Origin of the sequence: Mycolicibacterium bacteremicum (genome assembly GCF_002086115.1) — a bacterium.
GTDB lineage: Bacteria > Actinomycetota > Actinomycetes > Mycobacteriales > Mycobacteriaceae > Mycobacterium > Mycobacterium bacteremicum.
This window is the reverse complement of the sequence record NZ_MVHJ01000037.1, coordinates 1-25,146: the sequence shown is the minus strand read 5'-3', so window position 1 is coordinate 25,146 and position 25,146 is coordinate 1. Positions and strand designations below refer to the sequence as shown.

Annotated in this window: 26 protein-coding genes; 6 read left to right on the top strand and 20 right to left on the bottom strand. The window is 68.5% G+C overall.

The window, feature by feature from the left end:
• The first annotated feature begins 22 nt into the window (after nt 1-22).
• Nucleotides 23-763 carry an ABC transporter permease gene (locus tag BST17_RS25880; RefSeq protein ID WP_234807833.1) on the top strand — a complete coding sequence of 247 codons (741 nt, stop codon included), beginning with the start codon at nt 23-25 and terminating at the stop codon, nt 761-763.
• Here the strand turns inward: BST17_RS25880 and BST17_RS25875 are convergent.
• Nucleotides 760-2,022 (bottom strand): maltokinase N-terminal cap-like domain-containing protein, encoded by a 1,263-nt coding sequence (locus BST17_RS25875; protein WP_083061767.1) that lies wholly within the window; start codon nt 2,020-2,022, stop codon nt 760-762. The two genes, BST17_RS25880 and BST17_RS25875, sit on opposite strands and share 4 nt — an antisense overlap.
• Before the next feature lie 106 nt (nt 2,023-2,128).
• Here BST17_RS25875 and BST17_RS25870 point away from each other — a divergent pair, with 106 nt between their 5' ends.
• Complete coding sequence (locus BST17_RS25870; RefSeq protein ID WP_083061766.1) at nt 2,129-2,932, top strand: HugZ family pyridoxamine 5'-phosphate oxidase; 804 nt, start codon at nt 2,129-2,131, stop codon at nt 2,930-2,932.
• 42 nt (nt 2,933-2,974) lie between these two features.
• Nucleotides 2,975-3,541, top strand: coding sequence for an orotate phosphoribosyltransferase (locus tag BST17_RS25865; protein ID WP_083061795.1), 567 nt, complete (start codon nt 2,975-2,977; stop codon nt 3,539-3,541).
• A gap of 35 nt (nt 3,542-3,576) precedes the next feature.
• Here BST17_RS25865 and BST17_RS25860 read toward each other — a convergent pair whose 3' ends face one another.
• The 4 genes from BST17_RS25860 to BST17_RS25845 are packed head-to-tail and all read right to left on the bottom strand — an operon-like array spanning nt 3,577 to nt 7,336.
• Nucleotides 3,577-4,608 (bottom strand): ABC transporter ATP-binding protein, encoded by a 1,032-nt coding sequence (locus tag BST17_RS25860; protein ID WP_083061765.1) that lies wholly within the window; start codon nt 4,606-4,608, stop codon nt 3,577-3,579.
• Nucleotides 4,605-5,372: an ABC transporter permease gene (locus BST17_RS25855; protein ID WP_083061764.1), complete on the bottom strand. Its 768-nt coding sequence runs from the start codon at nt 5,370-5,372 to the stop codon at nt 4,605-4,607. The genes BST17_RS25860 and BST17_RS25855 overlap by 4 nt, the downstream gene beginning before the upstream one ends.
• On the bottom strand, nt 5,369-6,211 hold the full coding sequence (locus BST17_RS25850; protein ID WP_083061763.1) for an ABC transporter permease: 843 nt from the start codon (nt 6,209-6,211) through the stop codon (nt 5,369-5,371). The genes BST17_RS25855 and BST17_RS25850 overlap by 4 nt, the downstream gene beginning before the upstream one ends.
• A gap of 3 nt (nt 6,212-6,214) precedes the next feature.
• The gene (locus BST17_RS25845) at nt 6,215-7,336 is read right to left on the bottom strand and encodes an ABC transporter substrate-binding protein (RefSeq protein ID WP_083061762.1); all 1,122 of its coding nucleotides are present in this window, start codon (nt 7,334-7,336) and stop codon (nt 6,215-6,217) included.
• Nucleotides 7,337-7,430: 94 nt separating this feature from the next.
• On the opposite strand from BST17_RS25845, the gene BST17_RS25840 reads away from it, so the two are divergent.
• Nucleotides 7,431-7,832 (top strand): TIGR03668 family PPOX class F420-dependent oxidoreductase, encoded by a 402-nt coding sequence (locus BST17_RS25840; RefSeq protein ID WP_083061761.1) that lies wholly within the window; start codon nt 7,431-7,433, stop codon nt 7,830-7,832.
• Here the strand turns inward: BST17_RS25840 and car are convergent, their stop codons facing one another.
• The 11 genes from car to BST17_RS25785 all read right to left on the bottom strand — a co-directional run bounded on the left by car (nt 7,833) and on the right by BST17_RS25785 (nt 20,742).
• Nucleotides 7,833-11,285, bottom strand: a complete 3,453-nt coding sequence (car, locus tag BST17_RS25835) for a carboxylic acid reductase (RefSeq protein ID WP_083061760.1) — start codon at nt 11,283-11,285, stop codon at nt 7,833-7,835.
• 160 nt (nt 11,286-11,445) lie between these two features.
• On the bottom strand, nt 11,446-12,333 hold the full coding sequence (locus BST17_RS25830) for a DMT family transporter (RefSeq protein WP_083061759.1): 888 nt from the start codon (nt 12,331-12,333) through the stop codon (nt 11,446-11,448).
• Between the two features lie 29 nt (nt 12,334-12,362).
• Nucleotides 12,363-13,382, bottom strand: coding sequence for a phosphotransferase (locus tag BST17_RS25825; RefSeq protein ID WP_083061792.1), 1,020 nt, complete (start codon nt 13,380-13,382; stop codon nt 12,363-12,365).
• A gap of 50 nt (nt 13,383-13,432) precedes the next feature.
• Nucleotides 13,433-14,635: a cytochrome P450 gene (locus BST17_RS25820; protein ID WP_083061758.1), complete on the bottom strand. Its 1,203-nt coding sequence runs from the start codon at nt 14,633-14,635 to the stop codon at nt 13,433-13,435.
• 80 nt (nt 14,636-14,715) lie between these two features.
• On the bottom strand, nt 14,716-15,801 hold the full coding sequence (locus tag BST17_RS25815) for a LacI family DNA-binding transcriptional regulator (protein ID WP_083061757.1): 1,086 nt from the start codon (nt 15,799-15,801) through the stop codon (nt 14,716-14,718).
• A gap of 57 nt (nt 15,802-15,858) precedes the next feature.
• Nucleotides 15,859-17,175 carry an MFS transporter gene (locus BST17_RS25810; RefSeq protein ID WP_083061756.1) on the bottom strand — a complete coding sequence of 439 codons (1,317 nt, stop codon included), beginning with the start codon at nt 17,173-17,175 and terminating at the stop codon, nt 15,859-15,861.
• A gap of 98 nt (nt 17,176-17,273) precedes the next feature.
• Nucleotides 17,274-18,272: a TerC family protein gene (locus BST17_RS25805; RefSeq protein ID WP_083061755.1), complete on the bottom strand. Its 999-nt coding sequence runs from the start codon at nt 18,270-18,272 to the stop codon at nt 17,274-17,276.
• A gap of 189 nt (nt 18,273-18,461) precedes the next feature.
• Nucleotides 18,462-18,893 (bottom strand): hypothetical protein, encoded by a 432-nt coding sequence (locus BST17_RS29420; protein ID WP_165762351.1) that lies wholly within the window; start codon nt 18,891-18,893, stop codon nt 18,462-18,464.
• 22 nt (nt 18,894-18,915) lie between these two features.
• On the bottom strand, nt 18,916-19,293 hold the full coding sequence (locus BST17_RS25795; RefSeq protein WP_109750304.1) for a Rieske (2Fe-2S) protein: 378 nt from the start codon (nt 19,291-19,293) through the stop codon (nt 18,916-18,918).
• Nucleotides 19,294-19,323: 30 nt separating this feature from the next.
• Entirely contained in the window at nt 19,324-19,791 is a 468-nt protein-coding gene (locus BST17_RS25790) for a GtrA family protein (protein WP_083061788.1), read from the bottom strand.
• Nucleotides 19,792-19,836: 45 nt separating this feature from the next.
• Nucleotides 19,837-20,742: an SDR family NAD(P)-dependent oxidoreductase gene (locus BST17_RS25785; RefSeq protein WP_083061787.1), complete on the bottom strand. Its 906-nt coding sequence runs from the start codon at nt 20,740-20,742 to the stop codon at nt 19,837-19,839.
• 42 nt (nt 20,743-20,784) lie between these two features.
• Here BST17_RS25785 and BST17_RS25780 point away from each other — a divergent pair, with 42 nt between their 5' ends.
• Nucleotides 20,785-21,912, top strand: a complete 1,128-nt coding sequence (locus tag BST17_RS25780; protein ID WP_083061754.1) for a GGDEF domain-containing protein — start codon at nt 20,785-20,787, stop codon at nt 21,910-21,912.
• 11 nt (nt 21,913-21,923) lie between these two features.
• Here BST17_RS25780 and BST17_RS25775 read toward each other — a convergent pair whose 3' ends face one another.
• From BST17_RS25775 to BST17_RS25760, 4 genes are read right to left on the bottom strand one after another with little or no spacing between them, the layout of a single operon-like run.
• Nucleotides 21,924-22,733: a dienelactone hydrolase family protein gene (locus tag BST17_RS25775; RefSeq protein WP_083061753.1), complete on the bottom strand. Its 810-nt coding sequence runs from the start codon at nt 22,731-22,733 to the stop codon at nt 21,924-21,926.
• Nucleotides 22,723-22,974 (bottom strand): hypothetical protein, encoded by a 252-nt coding sequence (locus tag BST17_RS25770; RefSeq protein WP_083061752.1) that lies wholly within the window; start codon nt 22,972-22,974, stop codon nt 22,723-22,725. Before BST17_RS25770 ends, BST17_RS25775 begins: the two co-directional genes overlap by 11 nt.
• Entirely contained in the window at nt 22,971-23,162 is a 192-nt protein-coding gene (locus BST17_RS25765; RefSeq protein ID WP_083061786.1) for a hypothetical protein, read from the bottom strand. The genes BST17_RS25770 and BST17_RS25765 overlap by 4 nt, the downstream gene beginning before the upstream one ends.
• A gap of 33 nt (nt 23,163-23,195) precedes the next feature.
• Entirely contained in the window at nt 23,196-24,827 is a 1,632-nt protein-coding gene (locus tag BST17_RS25760) for a PucR family transcriptional regulator (protein ID WP_083061751.1), read from the bottom strand.
• Nucleotides 24,828-24,934: 107 nt separating this feature from the next.
• On the opposite strand from BST17_RS25760, the gene BST17_RS25755 reads away from it, so the two are divergent.
• The coding region (locus BST17_RS25755; RefSeq protein WP_133053601.1) for an aldehyde dehydrogenase family protein at nt 24,935-25,146 on the top strand (212 nt) is incomplete at its 3' end.

The following is a 25,146-nucleotide window of genomic DNA, read 5'->3' as shown; positions in this document are numbered from 1 at the left end:
GATACCCGGAATCGGTTCGCGGATGGGCGCATTCGCCCTCGTAGAAGTGCAGAAGCTGCGGCACGACCGCACCGAGTTGTTCACCCGTATGGTCCAGCCGGCCCTGTGGCTGCTCATCTTCGGCCAGACCTTCAACCGGCTCGGCGTGATCGACACCGGTGACGTGCCGTATCTGGCATTCCTGGCACCCGGGATCATCGCGCAGTCGGCGCTGTTCATCTCGATCTTCTATGGCATCCAGATCATCTGGGACCGCGATGCGGGCATCCTGGCCAAACTGATGGTCACCCCGGCGCCGCCGTCGGCACTGATCACCGGCAAGGCGTTCGCCGCCGGGGTGCGTTCGGTGGTGCAGGTCATCGGTGTGGTCGCACTGGCGTATCTCATCGGTGTGCACATGACGGTGAATCCGCTGCGCATCCTCGGTGCGATGGCGGTCGTGGTGCTGGGCTCGGCGTTCTTCGCCTGCCTGTCGATGTCGCTGGCCGGGCTGGTGCGCAACCGAGACCGTCTGATGGGCATCGGCCAGGCCATCACCATGCCGCTGTTCTTCGCCTCCAATGCGCTGTATCCGGTGGAGGTGATGCCGCAGTGGCTGCGCTGGCTGTCGGCGGTCAACCCGCTGAGCTATGAGGTGAATGCCCTGCGCGGGTTGCTGATCGGAACGCCCACCAATGCGGCATTGGATATCGCGGTGCTGGTGGGCGCCGCGGTGCTGGGCGTGTTCACCGCCTCGGCGCTGCTGCGCCGGCTGGTGCGCTAGTTGCCCAGCAGCCGATCGAGTGCGCCCAGCGGAATCGGCAACCAGGTCGGCCGGTAGCGCGACTCGTAACCCACCTCGTAGACGGCCTTGTCCAGTTCGTAGGCCAACAGCACGCCCGCCGAATCCCACGGGTTGAGCCCGCCGACGGAGGCGTAGCCGTCGCAGAACGCCTTGCGGTTGTGCTGCACCCACTCCCGGGCCGCCACCGCCAGCGCGTCATCCTGGGCGGACAGCAACCGCTGTGAGGCGACGTAGTCATAGGAGCGCAGCATGCCCGCGACATCGCGCAGCGGTGAGTCCGGGCGTCGGCGCTCGGCCAGCGGCTGACCGGGTTCGCCCTCGAAATCGATGACCAGCCATCCACTCGCGGTGTGCAGCACCTGGCCCAGATGCAGGTCGCCGTGCACGCGTTGTTCCGGGGTGGGCGCGTCGGCCACCCGCCGGTAGCATTCCTCGATCTGCGAGATACGTTCGCGCACTTCGGGAACCAGGCCCGCCACCGAGCGGGCCCGTTCGATCAGGGTCTGCGCCGGGAACGCCGTCACCCGGCTGCCCAGCGTCTCGGCCAACGACAGGTGCACCGAGGCCACCGCTTCCCCGAGCCGGTGCGTTTCCTCGGTGAAGTCGGCGTCGGCCGAGCGCAGATCCGCGGTGCGGTTCTCGGCCACCGACCAGCCGTCGGACGATCCCTTGGCGAAGACGCTGACCATGCCGAGGGTGTATTGCTCACCGTCCCAGCTGATCTCGTACGAGCCGAGTAGGGGTGTGATGTGCGGGTTGCCCGCCAACGCCCGGGTCAGCTCGATATCGGGGTTGATGCCCGGCGTCAGCCGGCGGAATGCCTTCATGATCGTGCGGTCCCCGAACACCACGCTGGTGTTGGACTGCTCGGCACCCATGCTGCGCACCGGTGTGGCAGGGCCGAGTTCGGCGCCGGGTTCGGATAGGAAGCGGACCGGACCGACCTCGGCGGACTCGCCGATCAAGTTCAGTAGCCGGCCGGCCACCTCGGGATCGGTGATGGCGTCGTAACCGGTGCGACCGGCGTCGGTTCCGATCGCGGTGTGCTCGGCTCCGGTGTCCCAGCGCACCAGGACCTGATAGCGGTCGACGGACCCGTCGGTGTAATCGACCTCGAGCAGGACGAGTTCCAGGTCCGCACCCAGCGGCACCACCGTGGGGCGGACGTCGGTGAGGTCGCGGCCGCGTCCGCCGTACCACCGCTGTCGGGGCAGCCACTGGTCGAACGGCAAGGTCATCGCGTCTCCAACATTCTCGCGGGGTAGCCGGATGCCGACCCCTGCCATCCTCGTACCCGACTGTGCGTCCACGTACACCCACCCTGCCTTTCGGTATGGTGCCGCTATGGCTGAACTGCGCGACCACGGCGATCCCGGCGACGCCCCGTCGGTGCCGCCGCCGTCGGCCCCGGTGAGTGACGCCACCCGCCCGTCGGCGGCGGAGGAGGCGCGCACCATCGCGGCGTCCACCAACACCGGGACCCTGGCCACGCTGACCGCCGACGGCGATCCCTGGGCATCCTTCGTCACCTACGGCCTGCATGCGGGCGCGCCGGTGCTGTGCGTGTCCAACCTGGCCGAGCACGGCCGTAACCTCGCCGGCGACCAGCGCGCGAGTATCGCCATCGTCGCGCCCGACGCCCCGGACGATCCGCTGGCCTCGGGGCGCATCACATTGGCCGGCGTCGTCACCCGTCCCACCGGGGCGACGCTGGAGGCGGCCCGGCAGGCGCATCTGGACGCGGTGCCGGCCGCCAAGTACTACATCGACTACAGCGATTTCACGCTCTGGGTGCTCGACGTGCAGCGGGTGCGCTGGGTGGGCGGCTACGGCCGGATGGACTCGACCACCGGCGCCGACTACACCGCCGCCACACCCGACCCGGTGGCACCACACGCCGCGGGCGCCATCGCCCATCTCAACGCCGATCACGCCGACGCCCTGACGGCCATGGCTCAGGCGCTGGGCGGCTACCCCGACGCCACCGCCGCCACCTGCACCGGAGCGGACCGCTACGGCCTGGACCTGCGGGTCGACACGCCGCGCGGCGTCGCCTACACCCGGGCGGGGTATCTCAAGCCGATCGACTCCATCGGTGAACTACGGTCCGCGGCAGTGGAATTGACCCATCGAGCCCGCCGGGGCTGAACCGTCCCGCGGCACCCCGACGCAGTGCAATACGATCTGCGTATGCAACGTCCGGACAGCTGGCAGGCCGCCTTCGATCTGATTCGCACCCGCGCCCACGAGCGTCGCGAGGAGCCGTTCAAGCTGGTCAGCGGGCAGCTGAGCCATGACTACATCGACGGCAAGCACGCCATCGACAACGGTGAACGGCTCACCACCGTCAGCCGCGCCGTCGCCGACCTGGCCGCCGCGCACGGTATCGAGTTCGATGCCGTCGGCGGATTGACCATGGGTGCCGACCCGCTGGCCCACGGCATCGCGATGGTCACCGGCGCGGCCTGGTTCTCGGTGCGCAAGGAGCAGAAGCAGCGCGGCCGCGAGCAGTGGATCGAGGGCACCCGACTCTCCCCCGGGGACCGGGTGCTGCTGGTCGACGACGTGATCAGCACCGGCGGATCCACCAAGAAGGCCTATGACCGGGTGCTGGAGGTCGGGGTGACGGTCACCGGGGTGATCCCGATGGTCGACCGCGGCGATGTCGCGACCGAGCTGTTCGGCGGTCTCGGGGTGCCGTTCGCGGCCCTGGTCACCTACCGGGATCTGGGTATCGACCCGGTCAAGGCGGTCTGACTCCCGCCCTCCTTTTTCTGCGCGAAACCCGCGTATCAGCCGGCGATGACGAGCACCCCGCCCGCTTCCAGCCCGACGGTGACCCGGTCGCCCGGTGCGAACGCGCGGGCCGCCGAGCTGTTCATCTGGGCATATAGCGTCGAGCCGTCTCCCAGCGCGACGTTCACCCGGGATATCGCGCCCAGGAAGGCCACCGAGGCCACCGTGGCCGCGCCGGCCGGATCGGCCTGTACGGTCACCGACTCCGGACGCACCATCGCCACGCCCGCGCCGTCCACCGATCCGGGCAGCGCCGGTGCCGACACCCCGAGCAGCGCCGCGGTGCCGCCGGACACGCTGGCCGCGATCTTGTTGCTGAGCCCCACGAAGTCCGCCACGAACGGGGTCGCCGGGTTGGCGTACAGCTCGGCCGGGGTCGCCAGCTGTTCCAGCCGGCCGGCATTCATCACCCCGACCCGGTCGGCGACGGCCAGCGCCTCCTCCTGATCATGGGTGACGAACAATGTCGTCGTGCCCACCTCCAGCTGCACCCGGCGGATCTCGTCGCGCAGCTGGGTGCGCACCTTGGCATCCAGCGCCGAGAGCGGCTCGTCGAGCAGCAGCACCCGCGGACGCACGGCCAGCGCGCGGGCCAGCGCCACCCGCTGCTGCTGGCCGCCGGACAACTCGTCGGCGTAGCGCTGCGACTGGGCGGACAACCCCACCAGATCCAGCATCTCCGCGGCCCGCGACCGCCGTTCGCCGGCACCCACCCCGCGCATCTTGAGTCCGAACGCGACATTGTCGAGCACACTCAGATGCGGGAACAGGCTGTAGGCCTGGAAGACCATGCCCATATCGCGCTTGTTCGCGGGCACCCGGCCGATATCGCGCCCGTCGACGAGCACCGATCCCGACGTCGCCTCCTCCAGGCCGGCCAGGATGCGCAGCGCGGTGGTCTTACCGCAGCCCGACGGGCCCAGCAGCGCCACCAGCTCCCCCGGTTCGATCCGCAGGTTCAGCCCGTCCAGGGCGTGCACCGACCCGAAGGCCCGTGTCAGCTCCTGTAGTTCGACAGCCACACTCATGAACGTCCGCGCCGCCTCTTCCGTCCGGTCAGCAACGACAGCCCCAGCAGCAGTCCGAAGCCGAAGATCAGGGTGGCCAGCGATGCCGCCACCGATGTCGGGCCGTCGCTACGACCGAGTTCGACGATCTGCACCGGCAGCGTCTGGAATCCGGACAGCGAGGCGACGGTGTATTCGCCGAGCACCACGGCAATCGAGATGAAGGCCGCCGACAGGATGCCGGTGCCGATGTTGGGCACGATCACCCGCACGATCGTCGACGTCCACCCCGCCCCCAGCGAACGGGCCGCCTCCGACAAGGTCGTGAGGTCGATCGCCGACAGCGCCGAGTCCAGCGCCCGGTAGGCGAACGGGAGCACCAGCACGATGTAGACGAACGTCAGCGTCAGTGCCGACTCACCGAGCAGGTAGGTCACCCACAGGTAGACGTTGCGCAGGCCGACGACAACCACCAGTGCCGGAATCGTCAACGGCAGCAGGCACAGGAACTCCACCAGCCGGTTGGCCCATGGCGCGCGTAGCCGGACCCAGATCATGGTCGGTACCAGCAGCGCCAGCATGGCCGTCACCGTCAGCACCGCCAGCAGTAGCGAGGTGATGATCGCCCTCAGCAGCGCCTCATCGGTGCCCAGATTCGCCCAGGCCGCCATGGTCCGACCGCCGCCGAACGGATCGCGGGTGGCAAAATCGGCCATCGCGTACAGCGGGAACAGGAAGAAGGCCCCGAAGGCCAGCCACAGCAGACCCCGCACCACGCGGTTCATCGCAACCACCGCGCCGTGCGCCGCACCAGCAGGTTGTAGGCGATCATCACCACAGCGACCACCACGATCATCTCCAGCGCCAGCGCGTAGGCCAGCCCGGCCTGCCCGAGCACAACCTCACTGGTCAACGCCGCCCGGATCAGCAGCGGCACGATCGGGCTACCCTGACTGACCAGTGCCGCGGCGGTCGCATAGGCGGCAAAGGCGTTGGCGAACAACAGCAGAACCGAACCCAGGAAGGCCGGCGTCAGCAACGGCAGCGCCACCTCGCGCCAGTACTGCCAGGTGCTCGCCCCCAGGCCCACCGCGGCCTCCCGCCACTGCTCGCGCAGACCCTCCAGCGCGGGCAGGAATACGATGACCATCAGCGGGATCTGAAAATAGGTGTACACCAGGATCAATCCCGGCAGGCTGTAGAGCCACCCACCCGGGGCGATGTTCACACTCAGCAGGTGCTGCAACCATAGGGTCAGCACACCGTTGATGCCGACCGTGGCAAGGAAGGCGAACGCCAGTGCCACACCGCCGAATTGGGCCAGCACACTGCTCAGCGCCAGCACCGCGCGCCGGATCAGCGAGCGCGGCGGGCTGCTCACGATCAGCCAGGCCAGCACCGCGCCGCCGACCGCACCGATCACCGCGCTGACCCCGGAGAGCACCAGCGAGCGCACCAGCGCGGTCAACGGTGCCGCACCGAACAGCGCGCCGACCAGATCCAGCGAGAACCGGCCGTCGACGACGAAGGCGTTGACGATGACGGTGCCGGTCGGGATGAGCAGGAAGATCGTGACCACTGCCAGAAACGGCAGCAGCGGCAGGGCCTGCCGGAGGAAACGCACCGCTCAGCCGATTGCCTTGGCCCAGTTGGCTTCCAGGTACTTGGTCGCGGCCTCGTTCTGCTCGACGGTGACGAAGGTGGCCGCACCGTCGACCGGCGGCAGGGCGCCGTAGGTCTCCCGGTCGATGGTGCCGTGGGTGACCATCCAGTCCGCCCGCACCGGACGCGCACCGCCGGCCAGGTAGAGGTTCTGTCCCTCATCGCTGTAGAGGAATTCCTGCCACAGCCGCGCCGCCGCGGGGTGCGGGGCGTCTTTGTTGATGGCCTGGAAGTAGTAGCCGGCCACGGCCGCATTGGGTGGGATGACGACCTTCCAGCCCGGAACCTTCTTGGCCTGTTCGACATTGAGGTAATCCCAGTCGAGCACGACCGGGGTCTGCCCGGAGGCAATGGTCGCCGGGGTCGGGTCGACCGGCAGGAAATTACCTGCCTCCTGCAACTTCTGGAAGAACTCCACGCCGGGGGCGATGTCATCGGGCGAACCGCCCTGCGCCACGGCCACCATCATCACACCGGAGAACGCGGCCCCGGCCTGCGTGGGATCGCCGTTGAGGGCGACCTTCCCGGCGAACTCCGGCTTGAGCAGATCGTCGACGCCGCCGATGGTCGGCACCTTGGTGGAGTCGTACCCGATGGACATGTAGCCGCCGTAGTCGTTGACCCACAGACCGTCGGGATGCTTGAACGAGTCCGAGATCTCGGCGAAGTGCTCGACCTTGTACGGCGCGAACTTGTCGGTGTTGGCCAACGCCACCGACTGTCCCAGGTCGAATACATCCGGGGCGGTGCTGCGACCCTTCTGCTGTTCGGCGGCGTTGATCTCCTCCTGGCTGCTGGCGCCGGGCTGCGCCGAGTTCACCTTGATCCCGTACTTGTCGCCGAAGGTCTTGATGATCTGGCCGTAGTTGGCCCAGTCGTCGGGCAGCGCGATGACGTTGAGTTCGCCCTCGGCCTTGGCCGCTTCGATCAGCCCGTCCATGCCGCCGAAGTCGGCGGCCGAGGTGGCAACCCGGGCATCGGTGCCACCGCTGTCGGGCGCCTGGTCCTTCTCGGGCGGAGCACAGGCGACCAGACCGGCAGCCAGCAGCACAGCCGCAGCAGTGGGACCGAACATCGAAATCCTCATGCGCGAACCTTCCGATGGACAGACGACCAGTTGGTGTCGGTGAGCTGACATCTCGGTGAACGGGGTTCGACGCTACCGGTTCTACCATCGAGGAATGGCTGAACCTGCCGACCTGTTCTCGGCTGCCCCCGTTGCCACGCTGGCCACCGCCGACGATCAGGGGGTGCCGCATCTGGTGCCGGTCGTCTTCGCCGTCGAGGGCGACACCGTGTACACCGCGGTGGACGCCAAGCGGAAATCCACACAGCGCCTGCGCCGGTTGGCCAACATCGCGGTGAACCCCCGGGTGAGCCTGCTGGTGGATCACTACGAGGACGACTGGACCCAGCTGTGGTGGGTGCGCGCCGACGGGATCGCCGAGGTACATCACGACGGTGAGCAGATGGCCATCGGGTATGGATTGCTACGCGCCAAGTACACCCAGTACGAGCGCACCGCACTGGACGGCCCAGTGGTGACGGTCGCCGTCCACCACTGGGCCTCCTGGCACGCCTGACTACAGCAGGCCGAGCAACTGCAGGTCGGTCACGTACTTGACGATGACCTCGCGGCTGACATGCGGAATATCCTTGTCGGGCCCGATCTTTGCGTCCTGCACGGCGGCGCGGAACACATCGGTCGGCGCCATCGCACCGTTGACCGGGATGCCCGGGGCGGTGTAGTTGTGCAGCAGCGGTAGCAGCGAGGCCTGGCGTTGCCGGTCCGGCAGCGTCCGCAGGGTGGCGCCGAACTGCTCGAGCCACTCCTGGTAGTCGTCGATGCGCTGGATGGGATGGCCCGCCTCGATGAGCCAGTCCACGAACTCGTCGAGTCCGAGGCCGTCGTCGTGCGGGTTCATCACGTGGTAGGTCTCGAATCCGTCGACGACGTTGGCGCCCAGCGTCGAGATGGCCTCGGCGATGAATTCCACCGGCAGCCCGTCATAGTGGCTGCGCTGCCGATCACCTTGGGCATCAAGCTGATTGAATGACTTCGGCGCGATGCCGGTGGCCACCAGGCTGAGCATCATCCGGGTGAACATGTCCGGCAGGTTCAGTTGGCCGGCGTAGCTGGTGTCGGCCAGGATCATGTCGCACCGGAACACCGACACCGGCAGCCCGAATTGCTCGTGCGCTTCGCGCAGCAGCACCTCACCGGCCCACTTGCTGGCCCCGTATCCGTTGGCGTAGCTGTCGTCGAGCACCCGGGTGGCGCTGATCTCGCGGATGTCGGCGTCCTCCACGAAGCGGCCCGGCTCGATCCCCGCCCCGACACCGATGGTCGACACGTACACGAACGGCTTGATGCGGGTGGTCAACGCGACCCTGATCAACTCGGCGGTGCCCAGCGCGTTGGGGCCAAACAGTTCGTTGTAGGGCAGCACGTGGTTGACCAGGGCGGCCGGGTCGACGATCAGGTCGACGGTGTCGGCCAACCGCTGCCAGGTCTGCTGATCGAGTCCGAGGTCGTGCTCACCCTTGTCGCCGGCGAGCACCTCCAGGTGCTGGTCGGCCAGTTCACGGTAGTGCGCCAGCAGTTTCGGGTCACCGGTGTCGAAGGTCGCGTCCAGCCGGGCGCGCGCCTCGGCATCGGAGCGGGCCCGCACCAGGGCGATCACCTTGCCGTCGACCAGGTCCATCCGCTCCAGCCATTCCAGAGCCAGGTAGCGGCCCAGGAATCCGGTGGCGCCGGTGAGCAGGACGGTCCGGACGTTGGCCGCCGGCCCGGCGAGGTCGCCTGCGGCCGAGAGTGTCTCGGCGTCGATGAACTTCTCCAGCGTCAGGTCGGCGGCACGCGCCACGGTGGCATCCTTGCCGTGCACCGACGCGAACGTCGGCCGTAGGCCGGACCCGGCCCGCCGGTCCTCGATGTGCTTGGCGATGGACGCCAGATCCGCCGCCGGACTGACGATCACGCTCACCGGCACCTCGACACCGAAGATGTCGGCGAGCAGGTTGCCGAATGTCAGCGCCGACAACGAATCCCCACCGAGATCGGTGAAGTGCACATCCGGTGCGATATCGGAGCTGGCCGCCCCCAGCAGGGCCACCGCCGCTCGGCCGACGGTCTCCAGCACCGGCGCGTCCGCGCCGTTGGCCCGCAGTGCCTGCAGTTCGTCGGCCTGCCCCTCGGCCAGATCGGTGTAGAGCTGCTCAAGCTCGGCCCCGTAGCGCTCCTTCAACTTGGGCCAGGCGAGCTTGCGGATGCCGGTCAGCAGCCCGTTCTCGGTGCTGAAAGGCGTTGTCTCGATGAGGAAGTCGCGGGGAAGCTCGTAGGACTGCAGGTCCGCGTTGCGGGCCGCGGTCTTGAGCGACTCGGCGATCTCGGTCTTGGTGGCGTCCGCATCGGTGGGCACCACCACGGCCAGCAGATAGGGGCGGGCACTGTTGCCGTAGATGTAGATCTGGTGCACCAGCGGTGCGGTGTTGAACGCGGCCTCCAGCTTGGACACCGTGACGAACTCACCCTGGGAGAGCTTGAGCACGTTGTTGCGCCGGTCGATGTAGGCGACATGGTCGGGACCGAGTTCGGCCACGATGTCCCCGGTGCGGTAGAAGCCGTCCTCGTCGAACACGGAGGCGGTGACCTCGGGGCGCTTGTAGTAGCCGGGGAACAGCTGCTCGGATCGGATCAGCAGCTCACCGCGCGGGTGCGGCACATCGGTACGGCGGTAACCCAATTCGGGAACGTCGACCAGCTTGTACTCCAGCACCGGCGGGCGGCTGATGCGGCCGTCGACGAACACCGCGCCGGCCTCGGTGGATCCGTAGCCTTCGACCAGGTGCAGGTCCAGCAGGCGCTCGACCCAGGCCTTGAGCTCGGGTGAGATGGGTGCCGACCCGGTGAGCGCGCTGACATAGCGTCCACCCAGCAGGTTGGTCCGCATGTCGGCGAGGATCTCGGCCTCGGCGCCACCGTGCGCGGCCCGGCTCTGATAGTCCTGGAACAGCATGTCCCACACGCGCGGAACGAAGTTCAGCTGGGTGGGCCGCGTCAGGGCCAGATCCTCCAGCAGGGTGGACAGGTCCGCGCGGGCGGCGAAGTTGACGGTGCCGCCGCTCGCCAGCGCGGCGTACAGGATGCCGCGGCCCATCACATGGCTCATCGGCATGAAGCTCAGCACGATCGCGGGTACCACGCCCTGGCGGGCATCCCAGTGTGCGTTGGCGGCGGGCCGCCAGATGTCGGCGACCTTGCCTTCGGGGTACATGGCGCCCTTGGGGGCGCCGGTGCTGCCGGAGGTGTAGATCAGCAGCGACAGGGGATCGCTTTCCTGCTCGACGACCTCGGCATGGGGATGTTCGGCTCCGCGCGCCAGGACTTCGTCGAGGGTCTGGACGGCCTCGGCGCCCAGGCGGGCGCGCGCCGCCGCGATGGCCTCACGGTGGTCGTCGACGGCCGGGTTCTGGTCGAACACCACCACGGTGGCGACGCCGGCGTCCTGGGCCAGCGTCACGGCGTCGTCGAGGTGGTCGACATCGGAGGCGATCAGCGCGGGCTCGGTCTCGGCGATGATCGGGGCCAGGGCGCTCGCGGTCGCGCTGGTCTGCAGCGGGACGGAGACCACACCCAGCTGGGTCAGCGCGATGTCGACGACCGTGTAGTCGACGCTGCCGAAGCCCAGGATGGCGACCCGGTCACCGGGGCGGACGCCGTCGGCGCGCCAGGCGTTGGCGACCGAGCGGACGCGCTCCCACAGCTGCCCGAAGGTGATGGTGTCGAAGTGGCCGAGCAGTTCGGTGCGGGTGCGCCCGGTGGCGGGGTCGGTGACGAGCTCGACGGCCCGGCTGCCCAGCGCGGGCCGGTCGGCATAGCCGGTGAGCACAGTGCGCACGATCTCGGGCAGGCGCATCCCGGGGGTGTTGACGGCATCGACGACGGCCTGATCCGGGGCCGCGGCCGCGAACTCGGGATCGGTGGCGTACAGGTCGGCCAGGCGCTGCTGGTCATCAAGAAATTCGGCGGACATGGACTTCCTCGGTTCTACTCGCGTCTATTGCAATGGCCGGGGACCTCGTCGTCCGCGCCGACCACCGGTTACAACGTTAGCAAAACTAAAGATATGCCCCACTGTCCGTGACCTGCCGGTTTCCTGTGAAAGTCGGTCGCGAAGTCGCCGTGACACGCGATCAGGACCGGTGCACCTGCGCCTCGAGCTGTTCCTCGTAGGCACCCTCGTCGCGGCCCAGCGCGATCGTCGCCGCCGTCATCGCCAGCACCGCGAAGGTCAGCACCACCGTCTCCCAGCGGTTGGCGTTGAGCGTCTCGCCCAGGATGAAGACGCCGAGCAGAACCGCGGCCACCGGCTCGATGACCACCATCGTGGGCACCGAGGTCTGCAGCGACCCGGCGTGGAAGGCCGACTGCTGCAGCAGCGTGGCCACCACTCCGAGGAACACCAGGGCGTAGGGCACCGGGGTGGTCAGCACCTCGGCGGCGCTGCCGCGCTCCAGCATGAACATCAGGATCTTGGTCAGCACCGCCACCAGACCGAACATCACCCCGACCGCGACCGCCAGCGGCACCGCCCGCTTCCAGCCGGTCCTGCGTACCGCGATCAGCACGCAGCCCACCACCAGGACCGAACAGACCGCGATGACGGCGGTGATCGTCGGCGCGGGCGCCACCTGATCGTTGACCCGCGGATGGGCGAGCAACACGAACACCGCCAACGACACCGTCAGCAGCACGGCCCACAGCCAGGCCCCGCGGGTGACGCGGCGGTGCGCCAGCCGGGCGCTCAGTGGCAGCGCGAACAGCAGCGCCGACACCAGCAACGGCTGCACCACGATCAGCGAACCGTTGTCCAGCGCCAGCGCTTGGAAGACGAATCCCGCGACCGCCGCGGCGGTGCCCGCCCACCACAGTGGCCGGCGTAGCAGGGTGGCGAACATGACGGTGCTGACACCGTGCTCCTCGGGCACATCGAGTGTCGCGCGCTGGCGCACCACGATGCCGATCGCGGCGAAAATGGCTGCGCACAACGCGAAGACGACGACGAGCAGGTGGTCGATCAACGGCGCGGCCTCCTCGTCACGCCACCACCCTAGGTGCTCAGAACCGCCAGCGCTTGTGCGGTGTCCAGGTCCTCGTAGGCCGCGCTGTAGCGCTGCGCCAGGGCCAGCGCGATGTCGGGGCGCTGCCACAGTTCGCCCGCGCTCGCGGTGGCCAGCCAGGTCGTCAGCCCGTGCGCCACCGATGCGCGGTAGCGCAGCCAGATCTCTTCCGGCGAGGGCAGCTCCCCGGCCGGCAGGACGAGGTGGGCCCGGTACTCGCCGAGCAGTTCACGCTCACTGGCCCGGCGGTCGGCGGTGGTCAGCGCGCCCTGCAGGAAGTAGCCGAGGTCCACAGCGAAGTTGCCGCGCCGCGCGACCTGCCAGTCCAGGAATCCGACGGCGCCGCCGGCGGTCAGATAGGTGTTGCCGATGTGTGGGTCGCCATGGAGCAGCGTAATGGGCACCCCCGGGCCGGTCAGCGTGGCGATGAACGGTTTCCAGATGCCGTCCACCAGGTCGTCGATGGTGAGCGCGTGTACCGATGCCGGCGCGTCGTCGCCGAGGCGTTCCAGCGCTGCCGGCAGCGGCGCGTACTGCATGCCGTCCCAGGCCACGAAGGGTTCCAGCCAGTCCAGACCCGGCGTCGCCAGCCGCTCCCCCCAGAAGGCGCCGTGCAACCGGGCCAGCCCGCGCACCCCGTCGGCGGCCTGCTCGACCGTCAGCGGTCGGGTGGCGTCGCGCGGGTCGGCACCGCGTGCGGTCAAGTCCTCCATCACCAGGACGAAGTCCTCGGCATCCTCGTCGATGATCGCTGCATGTACCCGGGGATGCTCCAGCGGCAGCTCCACCCCGGCGGTGAACAATCGCGGTTCGTGCAGCAGGCCGCTGGTCATCTTGATCAGCTCGCGGTGGTCCGGGTCGACGGCCTTGACGAACACCGTGTCCGGCCCCTGCCCAGCGGCGTAGGTCAGCGACAACCGGGCCCGCCGATTGGTGCCGTCGTCGCGCATCGTGAGCGTCACGCCGGAGACCACCGCGCCGGGGAAGTCGGTCGCCAGCGCCGCGGTCATCCACTCGCCGGTGATCTCCGCCCAGGATTTCGGGACGGCCGACGCCTGCGTCACGGAATGAACGCCGGCATGGTGTCCCAGCCGCGCACCGTCGAGGTCGGCGAGAGCGCGGCGTTGGCCAGATCCGGGGTCCACTGCGGGAAGCGCTTCAAGATCTCCTCCAGCGCGATGCGGCCTTCCAGACGCGCCAGCGCCGAGCCCAGGCAGAAATGCGCGCCGACGCTGAACGCCAGGTGCTGGCGCTGCTCACGGTGGATGTCGAATACCTCACCGTCGGGCGGGAACTGGCGGCTGTCACGAACGGCCGCACCGATCAGCATCATCATGACGCTGCCCTCGGGAACTGTGCGCCCGTAGTACTCGACATCGCGGGTGACGTAGCGCGCGACGTGCGGGGCCGGCGGTTCGAAGCGCAGTAGTTCCTCGATCGCCTGCGGGATGAGCGCCGGGTTCTCCACGAGTTCGCGGCGTTGGTCGGGGTGTTCGGCCAGTACCTTGGCGGCCCAGCCGATCAGCCGGGTGGTCGTCTCGTTGCCGGCGCCGGCCACCACGTTGATGAAGATCAGCAGCTCTTCGCGGGTGAGCTTGCGGGTGACACCGTGCTCGTCGGTGAACTCGACGTTGAGCAGATCGGTCATGATGTCGTCGGACGGGTTGTCCTTGCGCCAGTCGATGTAGGTCTCGAAGATCGAGCCGTCGATCAACCCCTCCTTGGCGGCCTTCATCGGCTGGCCGGCCTCGGTGCGCATCTGGTCGTTGCCGTGGTCGCGGATCATCTCCTGGTCGTCCTCGGGGATGCCCAGCAGTGCGCTGATCACCCGCATCGGCATGATGGCGCCGAAGTCGGTGATGAAGTCGATCTTGCCGCTGCCGACCAGCGGGTCCAGCGCCTCGGCGCAGAACTGGCGGATCTTCGGCTCCAGGGCCGCGATCTTGCGCGGGGTGAACATCCGCGCCAGCAGTTTGCGGTGCGTGGTGTGGATCGGCGGGTCCTCGAAGATCAGTGCGCCCGAGGGGATGTCGATGTTGGCCTTGATCAGTTCGATGATGGCGCCGCGCGCGGAGCTGAAGGTCTCGTGGTCGATGAGCGCCTTGTTCACATCGGCGAACCGGCTCAGCGCGTAGAAGTCGAACTCCTCGTTGTAGTACAGCGGCGACTCCTCGCGCAGCCGGGCGAACGCCGGATACGGGTCGGCGTTGATCTCGACGTTGTACGGATCGAAGTAGACCTCGCGGGTCGCGTCGACTGTCACCTTGCTGCCACCTCTCACACACCGGTACTTACTCGCGTAAGTTACGCGGGTCACAGCAGGTTGGGCAAGCTCGGCTCGCGTCAGGTGGAGGAGCGCTGGATCAGGTGGGCGACGTCGGCGCTGCTGGGCTCGTGTCCGCTGGGGTAGCCCAGCTCGGACATCATCGCCGCGACGGACACCTCGACGATGGTCTTGGCATCGAATCCGACCGAGGTCAGCGGCGGCCCGGCGACCGCCCCGAGCGGGATCGCGTCGACGCCCATCACGGCCAGATCCTGCGGGCAGCGCAGACCGGCCTCCCGGATCCCGTGCAGCACCACCATCGCCACCTCATCGCTCTGCGCGCACACCGCGGTCACACCGTCGCGCGCCCACGCCGACACCACCGCGGCGGCATCGCTGCCGTCGGCGGCGACGGCAGCCGTGAGGATCTCGGGCAACTCCGCGGCGGCCACCTGCAGACCCGCCAGCCAGTAGTCCCCGAGCGGGCGCAGCGCCGGGGCCTCGGCATAGGCGAATGCCAGCCGGCGATGCCCCCGCTCCATCAGGTGCGCCACCCGCATCTCGCCGACGCTCAGATGCAGCGCCCCCATCGCGTGCAGCTGCGCGCTGCCCAGGTGGATCTGCGGAACACCGGCCGCCACCACGGCTTCGGCCGCCGCCCCGCCGAGCGGGAACACACTGGTGACGGCGATCGGGTTGAGGTCGCCGACGGCGTCGACGACGTTGCGGCCGTCGTCGGTCTCGAATTGCAGCGACAACACGATCCCGTGCCTGCCGAGTTCGGTGGTCAACCTGCTGCCGACCTCCAGCAGCAGCTCGCCGAGGGAGAACCGGGGCACCACGTAGAGCACCACGCCGCTGCCGCCCCGGGCCAGGTTGCGGGCGGCCAGATTCGGCCGGTAGCCCAGTTCACGGGCGGCGGCATGCACGGCGGCGCGGGTCTGCGCCGAGATGGTCTGGCCCTTGACGTTGTTGAGCACGTAGCTGACCGTTGCCGAGGAGACGTTGGCCAGCCGCGCGACGTCGGCTTTCGTCGGCCGAGCCGACTTGTTCTGCACCGTCGGCCGAGCCGACTTGTTCTGCACCGTCGGCCGAGCCGACTTGTTCTGCACCGTCGGCCGAGCCGACTTCTGCGGCGCTGTCGGCTCGCGGCCCGTGGTCATCCGGACATCATCGCAGGCCCGGCGGATCTTCCCGGCGGTTCGCTCGCCCGGGTCAGTTCACCTGATCGCGGCCAACGGCCTGCCGGCCGATTCCCGCAGCGTCAGCACCGCGCCCAGCGATAGCACCGCGGCGATCACCAGATAGAACGCGGCCGCGCGCGGGTTCCCTGTTTGAGCGGTCAGCCAGGTCACCGCGTAGGGCGTGGTGCCCCCGAACACCGCGACACAGACGTTGTAGCCGACCGCGAATCCGCTGTAGCGCACCCGGGTGGCGAACAGTTCGACACCGGCGGTGACGGCGGTGGAGATGTAGACCGATTCGATGGCCGCCAGGATGCAGTGCGCGGTGATCGCGGCCGCCAGCGATCCGGAGGTCAGCAGCAGGAACAGCGGGTAGCTCAGGACCGCGAAGGCCACCGACCCGGCGATGAGCAAGGGCCGCCGGCCGATGCGATCCGACAGTGCGGCCAGCGGCAGGGTCAGTACCAGCGCGACCAGACTGGCCAGCGTGATCGAGGTGAACGATGCGGTCTTGGAGAATTCCAGCGTCTTGATCAGGTAGGTCGGCAGGAACGTGAACACGACGTAGTAGCCGACGTTGAAGATCAGGAACAGGCCGATGACCTGCAGGATGGGCTGCCATGAGGTGGTGACGGCCTCGCGCAGCGGTCGGCGGGCGACCTGGTCGGCATGGGTGAGTTCGGTGAATTCCGGGGTGTCGTCCAGGCGCAGCCGGATGTAGAGCCCGACCAGTCCCAGCGGCGCGGCGAGCAGGAACGGGATCCGCCAGCCGTAGCTGTCCATCGCCGCGGCGGGTAGCGCGGTCTGCAGCAGGGTCACGGTGATCGAGCCGAGCAGGAAGCCCAGCACACCGGACCACACCATGAAGGTGACCACGAAGCCGCGGCGCCGGTCGGTACCGTACTCGGCCAGGTAGACCGCACCGCCGCCGTATTCGCCGCCGGCCGAGAAGCCCTGCAGACAGCGCAGCACCAGCAGCAGCACCGGGGCCGCCACCCCGATTGCGGCGTAGGTCGGCAGCAGGCCGATCAGCAGGGTGGCCGCCGACATCAGCAGGATCACCAGGGCCAGCACCTTCTGCCGCCCGATCCGGTCACCGAGCGGCCCGAAGATGAATCCGCCGAGCGGGCGCATGAAGAAGGCGGCGGCGAAGATCGCGAAGGTGTTCAGCAGGGCCGCGGTGTCGTCGCCGGCGGGGAAGAAGTTCGCGGCGATGTAGGTGGCCAGGAAACCGTAGATGGCGAAGTCGAACCACTCCACGGCATTGCCGATGGACGCGCCGACGACGGCTTGACGGACAGCGGAGGACTCGGGGCGAGCTGAGCGACGGGGAAACGGCTCGGCAGTCGGCATGCCGACCTACGTTAACGAATTACCCCGCGGCATAACGGGTTTGAGCGAACCGCTTAGTCGGGCGGCGGCGGGGCTGTCGCCGCCGCCCGACATGCGGGTCAGTCGGTCTTCTGCTCGGACGGCTCGTCGGCCTTCTTGTCCACGACCCGGGTCTTGTACAGGCTGGCGACGGTGGTGATGACCAGCGTGACGATGATGACACCCAGGCTGGCCAGCGTCGGGATGGTCGGCACATGCACGGGCTCGCCGCCGTTGATGAACGGCAGCTCATTCTCGTGCAGCGCGTGCAGCACCAGCTTGACGCCGATGAAGCCGAGGATGAACGACAGGCCCTGAGACAGGTACACCAGCCGCTTGAGCAGGTCACCCAGCAGGAAGTACAGCTGGCGCAGCCCCATCAGCGCGAACACGTTGGCGGTGAACACCAGGTAGGGCTCCTGGGTGAGCCCGTAGATCGCCGGGATCGAGTCCAGGGCGAACAACAGGTCGGTGGTGCCCAGCGCCACGATCACCAGGAACATCGGCGTCATGACGCGCTTGGAGTTCTCTTTGACCGTCAGCTTCAGGCCGTGCCACTTGTCGGTGGTGTTCAGGTAGTTACGCGCGAACCGGACGACCCCGTTCTCACCGTCGTCATCGTGGTCGGTGTCCCTGGCCAGTTTGATGGCGGTGTAGATCAGGAAGGCGCCGAAGATGTAGAACACCCAGGAGAACTGTTCGATGGCCACCGCGCCGAGAGCGATGAAGATGCCGCGGAAGATCAGCGCCAGGATGATACCGACCAGCAGCGCCTGCTGCTGGTAGATCCGCGGGACCTTGAAGCTGGCCATGATGATCAAGAAGATGAACAGGTTGTCCACCGACAGGCTGTACTCGGTGAGCCAGCCGGCAAAGAACTCGACACCGTACTGGCTGCCGTGGAAGGTCCAGGTCCAGATGCCGAACGCGATGGCAAGACCGACGTAGAACGTCAGCGCTATCGAGGTTTCCCTGGTGGACGGTTCGTGGGGCCGTCGCCCGAAGACCAGGACATCCACCAGCAGGATGCCCAGGGTGACGGCGAGGGTGATGCCCCACTCGAGGGTGGACACGTTCATGTATTCAAGAGCCTCCGGTCGTCGATAAAACGGCCGAGGTCTCTTCCGCCTGCGCAACGTGAGCGCGGGCCCGCGGCACCGGTCGTCCGACATTGGACAACGTGATGGCGACACCGCAGCGCAGGAGTACTCCCCTCGGGGCCGATTCTGTCAGACGTTCCCATCCTGAGCTAATCGAACCCTCCCTGGCTACCCCTGGCCGGCGGTCGTGGTGGTGGCGAACGGGTTGAGGATGAACGGGTTGTCCTCGCCCAGGGTGGGCTCCGTCGTCGTCTCGTCCTCGGCCGTCTCGTCCTCGGTCGTCTCGTCCTCGGATGTGGACTCCTCCAGGGTCGTCTCCGAGGTCGTCTCCGAGGTCGTAGTCGTGGTGGTGGTCGTCGTCGTGGTGGTTGTGGTGGTGGTCGTGGACCGGGTGGTCCGCGAGCTCGAGGTCGTGCTCGGCGCCGCCGTGCTCGGATAGAACTGCGGGCCACCGGACGGGTCGATCGAGTTCTCCGATGTCTGCAGCACCGCGTAGATCAGCACGCCGATCGCCAGCACGCCCGCCACCCCCGCGGTGACGACGGCCCAGGACTCCTCATACCACGGAGCCGGGGCCGTCCCGCCCTCGTCGTCTACCACGAGCGCTGATGGTAACCACGTTTCAGCCGGTGACGACCGAATCCCCGCGGACTGTGACCGCCACCGGCCGCAGCGGTTCGCGCGCCGGACCGGTCAACACGGCCCCGTCCAGGCCGAAGCTGCTGCCGTGGCAGGGGCATACCACCTTCGCACCGTCCACCTTCGACACCGCGCAGCCGGCGTGCGGGCACACCGCCGAGAACCCCTGGATCCGCCCGGGCTGTTGCTGGGTCAGCACGATGTCGTCGACCACCAGGGCCGAACCGACCGGCACGTCGGCGGTCTTGGCCAACTCGACGGGCCCCTCCTCCGCGGCGGTGCCATCCTCCCGCGAACACCCCACCACCACACCGGCCGTGACGGCCGAACCGATCAACATGCGCCTGCGCCCGATCGCCATGGCAGACATTGTGCGCCCGCCGCCGGTAGCTCAGCGGCGAAACACCACCCACCGCATGGCGGTGTACATGTAGACGGCCTCGCATCCGCCGGCCAGCAGGCGGGCCAGGTGGTACTGCAGTCCCGCGGCGACCAGCGCGGTGGGCAGCGTGACGATGAACAACAGGTAGTTCACCGCGACCACGATGATGTAGACCGCGACCTGCGGGCCGACGGTGGCGTGCGAGCGGAAATTCAGCGTGCGGTTGGCGATATAGGCCAGCGCGAAGGCGCAGACGTACCCGACGGTCAGCGCGACCGGCAGCGGCACCCCGAACCCGCTGTACAGCAGCGTCAACAACGCCATGTCGATGCTGAAGGTGCAGCCGGCGATCAGAGCGAAGCCCAGAAAGGTCGGCGCCACAACCGAACTCAGCCCGAACGGAAGCCGGGCCACGATCCGCTCACACAGCCGGTGGAATCGTTCGGCGATGCCGTCCGGCGCCGATTCCACCGTCACGGCCACACTGTCGCATCGGCAGGTGACCCCTTCGTTATCTTTCGGCTAACGAAGGGAGAGTCTTGTCCCCGTCTCCTGCTCGGCGAATTGGACCACCCGCGCCGCGGTGGCGTAATCGCAGGCCACCGCCGACCGCCCGATCAACACCGGAACGCCCTTGAGCCCGAACCGGCCGTCGACGCCGACATAGCTGCCCGGCGGGATCGGCTCGGTGATGCAGTAGAGCGTGGTGGCCGCGCCCGCCGCGGCATCGTTGGCCAGCGCACCGGCGACCAGCTTCACCCCGCGCGCCAGCACGCCCATCAGCGGGGTCTCCGAGAGTGCGGGCAGATTCGAGTCGACCCAGCCCGGGTGGGTCAGGTGACTGATGATCGGCGAACCCGCCGTGCGCAGTCGCCGGTCCAGCTCCAACCCCCACAGCATCACCGCGAGCTTGGACGCTGCGTAGGCGCCCATCACGGTCCACTTGTGGGTGCGCAGGTGCATGTCCGACAGGTGCAGGGTCGCCGACTCGTGGGCCTGCGAGCCGACATTGATGATCTGCGAGCGCACCCGGTCGAGCAGCAGGTTGGTCAGCGCGAACGGTCCGAGCAGATTGGTGGCCAGCGTCGCCTCGAAACCGTCGGCGGTGTCGGTGCGGTGCTGGGTGAGTGTGCCCGCGTTGTTGATCAGGATGTCGACACCGTCGATGCCCAGCTCGTCGAGCCGGCCTGGAAAGCCACGCACCGAGGACAGATCGGCCAGGTCCAGCTTCACCACCGAGGTGTGCCCGCCGATCTCCGCGGCGCGCTGCGCGCCCAGATCGGTGTTGCGGACAGCCATCACCACGTGGGCGCCGGCTTTGGCCAGGGCGGCCGCGGTGGCCAGACCGACGCCGTTGGTCGCGCCCGTGACGATCACCTGTTTGCCGGTCATATCCCCGAGCCGGGCCGGGTTCCATTGGCTCACCATGAACGCCAGGTTAGACGGGCTGAATTTGGTAGCGTTCCGGTGATGCGGCGGGGGCGTGACCAGCGCGATCACTATGACTGGCTGACCGCGTATCTGGCTGCCCGGGATCTGCAGGTCGCCACCTCGCGGGTGGTCGCCGGCATCATCGCCAGCCTCGGGATCATCTCGGTGCTGGTGGCGGCGGCCAGTTCCGGCCTGCAGCACTCCTTCCGGCTCGCGCTGGCGATCATCCTGTTCGTGGTGTGCGCGTCGATGGTCGCGCTGTGGTCGCGATCGGACTGGCCGACCCGACGCCAGTCCAAGGTGTGTCTGATCGCCGGCACCGCGCTGATCGCCGTCACCTGCGCGACCGATCCCGACCCGGTGCTCGGCCTGCTCGGTTCGGTGGCGTTCACGGTGACGACCGGGTACGCGGTGATGTTCCATTCCCGGCGGTGGCTGATCGGGGTGTGGGTGGTCCAGCTGGCCACCCTGGTGGTGCTGGCGTGGCGACTGGGCGAGATCAACTACACGCTGGCGGTGGCGAGCGTGGTGTTCGTGGCGCTCATCAGCGTGTTCATGGCGTTTGCCTGCGAGCTGGTGTTGCGGATCATCGGCTCGGAGAAGCCGCACGGTGAGATCGAACCGCTGACCGGTCTGCTCAACCGGGAGGCGTTCTACGACAGCGTTGCGACGCTGATCGGATCGCGCAGTCGCTACGACGACCGCTACCTGATCCTGATCGTGGTCAACCTGGACAGTTTCTCGCTGCTGACCGCCATGTCGGGCAAGACGGGCGGCAACCGGGCCCGGGTCGCCATCGGGCAGCGGCTCCGCGAGACGGTGCGCGGCGACGCGGTGATCGGGCATCAGGGTGACTCCGAGTATCTGGTCGCCGATGTCTTCACCACCCCCGATCCGACGCCACTGGCCGAGCGCATCCTCGGCACCATCAAATCGGCGCCGTTCCAGTTGACGGCCAGCCTCGGGGTGGTCAGCACGCCGCTGAAGCCGCTGACCGAGCAGGCCTCGCACGATGTGCTCGACGAGCTGCTGACCATCGGCACCGGGGCGATGTACGAGGCGCGCAAGTCCGGCGGCAACCAGTTCCGGCTGCTGCTGTCGCCGGCGCTGGCCAGCACCGACGGCGAAGATCCCGACGACCGGCCCGATATCGGTCGGTCGGCCTAGGCCGCGTCGGCTCAGGCGGTCAGCAGCCGGCTGCGGAACAGGTCGAGCACCTGATCCAGCGCCGCCCGCGTCGGTGTGCCCGGCTCGTCGATCAGGTGCTCGGTCAGCACCGAGTGCGCCGACATCATCGCGTCCGGATTGGCGTCCGCGCCGCGCAGTTCCACCGCCACGAAGGCGTCACCGAGTTGCTCGCGCAGGAAGTCGAACCGCTCCGGGGGCACCATCTTGTCGGAGTCGAACCGCAGTCCGAGCACGGTGAGCCCGCGGGCGCAGCGGCCCTTCACGATCTCCAGGTCGGACGGGGAGATGTCGATCGAATGTTTCTGCGCCGCGGTCGCGGCCACCGGCATCGAGGGTTGCGAGAGCACCGGCGCGAGCAGGATGTCGTCGGTGGCCATGGCGAGGGCATAGCCGCCGGTGAAGCACATCCCGACGGCACCGACACCGGGTCCGCCGCACCGCGCGTGTTCGGCGCGGGCCAGCGCCCGCAGCCAGCCGACGACCGGTGACGTGCGCCCGGTCGCCCAGACGGTGAACTCCCTGCTGACGCAGGCGGGCACCATCGCCGAGGCCAGCGTCTTGAGGCCGATCAGCGTGCTGGCGTTGGGATCCCGGCCCGGCACCCCGAACAGGTGCGGCAGCACCGCGGTGCACCCCAGACCGGCGACCTGCCGCGCGAACGCGGCCACCTTGGGGGTGATACCCGGCATCTCGGCGATGACGATGACGGCGGGCCCGCTGCCGGTGCGGTACACCGTGCGCGTCTTCCCGTCGTGGGTGAACTCCGCGCGCTCGAAATCGGCGAGATCGTCATCTGACAAGGCAGTGCTCCTCTACCGGGCCGGTGATCAGCATCATCGGCCACAGTAGGGTGCTCGCGCCGAAGGCCGCCACATCGGCACCCGCGGGCAACTGGGTCTGCACCTGCCGTTCCAGAGCGCGCACGTCATCGGGGTGCGCGATGGTGAAGATCAGGCCGATGACGATATAGGGCAGGGACAGCCACATCAGCGTCTCGATCATCGCCTCGACCTTGACGGGCTTGGCCAGCACCCTGCTCATGATCCGCAGAAGGTGTAGAGCAGCAGCAGCAGCGGCCAGGCCAGCACCGAGCCGAGGACGGGACCGGAATGTGTGAGGGCCCAGATGATTCCGATACCGAGATAGGGCAGGGCGAGCAGCACGGCCAGGCCGATCCACTCCGCGATCCGCATTTCATAACCGAGCACTCTGCGTGCCGTGTCCAGCATGGTCACGGCCCGAACCTAGCCGCAGCGCGCCGGTCAGGTGTAGGGATCGACGATCACGGCGGGGACGGGTTCGGTGCTGACCTCGACCGGGCGGCGCAGCCGTTGGGCGTCGAGCACCATCAGGGCGACGTGCAGCGAGGTGCGGGATTCGCCGTCGTCGAGGTCGACGCCGAGGGCGGATCCGATCGCGGCGAGCTTCTTGTACAGCGCGGGCCGGCTGATGTGCAGCCGGGCGGCCACCGCCGCCTTGTTCCCGGCCAGCCGCAGATACTCCTGCAACACCGCGAGATTCGCCTGGTCCCCGGTCAACAGTTCCTTGAGCTCACTCTCGGCGAAGGCCTGCACGCGGTGATCGCTGCGCAGCAGCGCGATCAGTCCGCGCAGCCGGACGTCGGCGGCCCGGTAATAGGGCCGCGGGGCCTCGTTCATGGCCAGCGCCACCTCGGCGATGTGGGCGGCCTCCCCCATCCCGTAGACGGCGTCGATCACCCGGTTCACCGAATCCCCCACGGCCAGTGTGCTGTCCGGCACGCCCTCGACCCGTCGGATCTCGCGGCGCAGTTCGGTGCCCAGCGCGCTCAGCGCCGTCTCAGCGGGCCGGGTGACGCTCAGCGACAGCACCATCCCGATCTCGCCGTCGCGCCGGACGGAGAACAGCCCGGTGTGCCCGGCGGCGTTCACGGCGTGCATGACGGTGTCCAGCAGGGAGATGTTCTGGCGCTGTCCGACAACGGGATCGGTGGCCGTCGCGGTGCGCGCGATGCGGACCGCGGCGGGCACGTACCGCGCCGAGGACCGCAGCCCCAGGGCGTGTGCCCGCGCGGCGGCCTCCCCCTCGTCGGTGATGCGGCTGCGCAGCACATCGTCGATCAGACCGGTCTGGGCCTGATGGGTCAGACCGGACCGGTCCCGTTCGATCATGCGGTGCAGCGCCAGCGCCACGCCGGCGCGCTCGAGCACCATCTGGGTGCGCGACGCGTCGACGGGCCGGCGCGGCACGATGAGGCGTCCCCACTCCTGGGTGCGTGGGCCGACCGCGGTCATCGTCCAGTGCTCGGCGTCGGCCGTACGGCGCGACCGCTGCTCCCAGTCGCGCAGCAGCACCGCGGTGGGCCCGCCACCGGGGACGCCCGCGACCGCCAGCACCCGGTGCGCCAGATCTTCCAGGACGACCGGTTCGTCGAGCATGCCGGCCGCGGCATCGACGATGCCCTCGACGGAGGCGCGTTTCATGCTGAGGTCGGTGAAGGTCTCGTGCACGCGCCGGTCGAAGTCCACCCGGTCGAACTGGTCGGTGACGATCATCCGGTGCACGGCCTCGGTGATCTCGACGAAGCGCACCTCCTGGTGCAGGGCGACCAGGGCCAGCCCGAACTCCTCGGCGTAGCGCCCCGCCTCGGGCGGCAGCACGGCGGTACCGAGTTCGACGACGACCCCCAGCACGCCGGCGGCGGCCATGCCCTGCAGATAGCGCCGTGGGTCGGCGCGCAGCGCGGCACCGGTGGTGAGCACCAGTTCGCCACCCTCGACGAGGGTGGACAGGTCGGCGATATCGCTGACGTGCACCCAGCGGATCGGCTCGTCGAAGCGGCGCGCGCTGAGCACCTCGGGTTGTCCGCGCTGCAGCGCGGGCAACCCGATGACATCGGCGACGGTCAGCAGCATTTACATACTGTATCGATCCGAGAGAAATCGGAGACAGTTTGTCGGCTCCGGTGGGCTTGCGGGGTTCCACACTGAACTCACCACCCACAGAAAGTGAGCGCATCGCGATGCAGGCCACCATTCAGCACTGGCTCAACGGCACCTTCTTCGAAGGCACCTCGGCCCAGACCGCCCCCGTGACGAATCCGGCGTCGGGTGCGGTGACCGGTCAGGTCGCGCTGGCCTCGGTCGAGGACTCCCGGGCGGTCATCGAGGCCGCCGCCGCGGCGTTCCCGGCCTGGCGCGACACCTCCCTGGCCAAACGCACCCAGATCCTCTT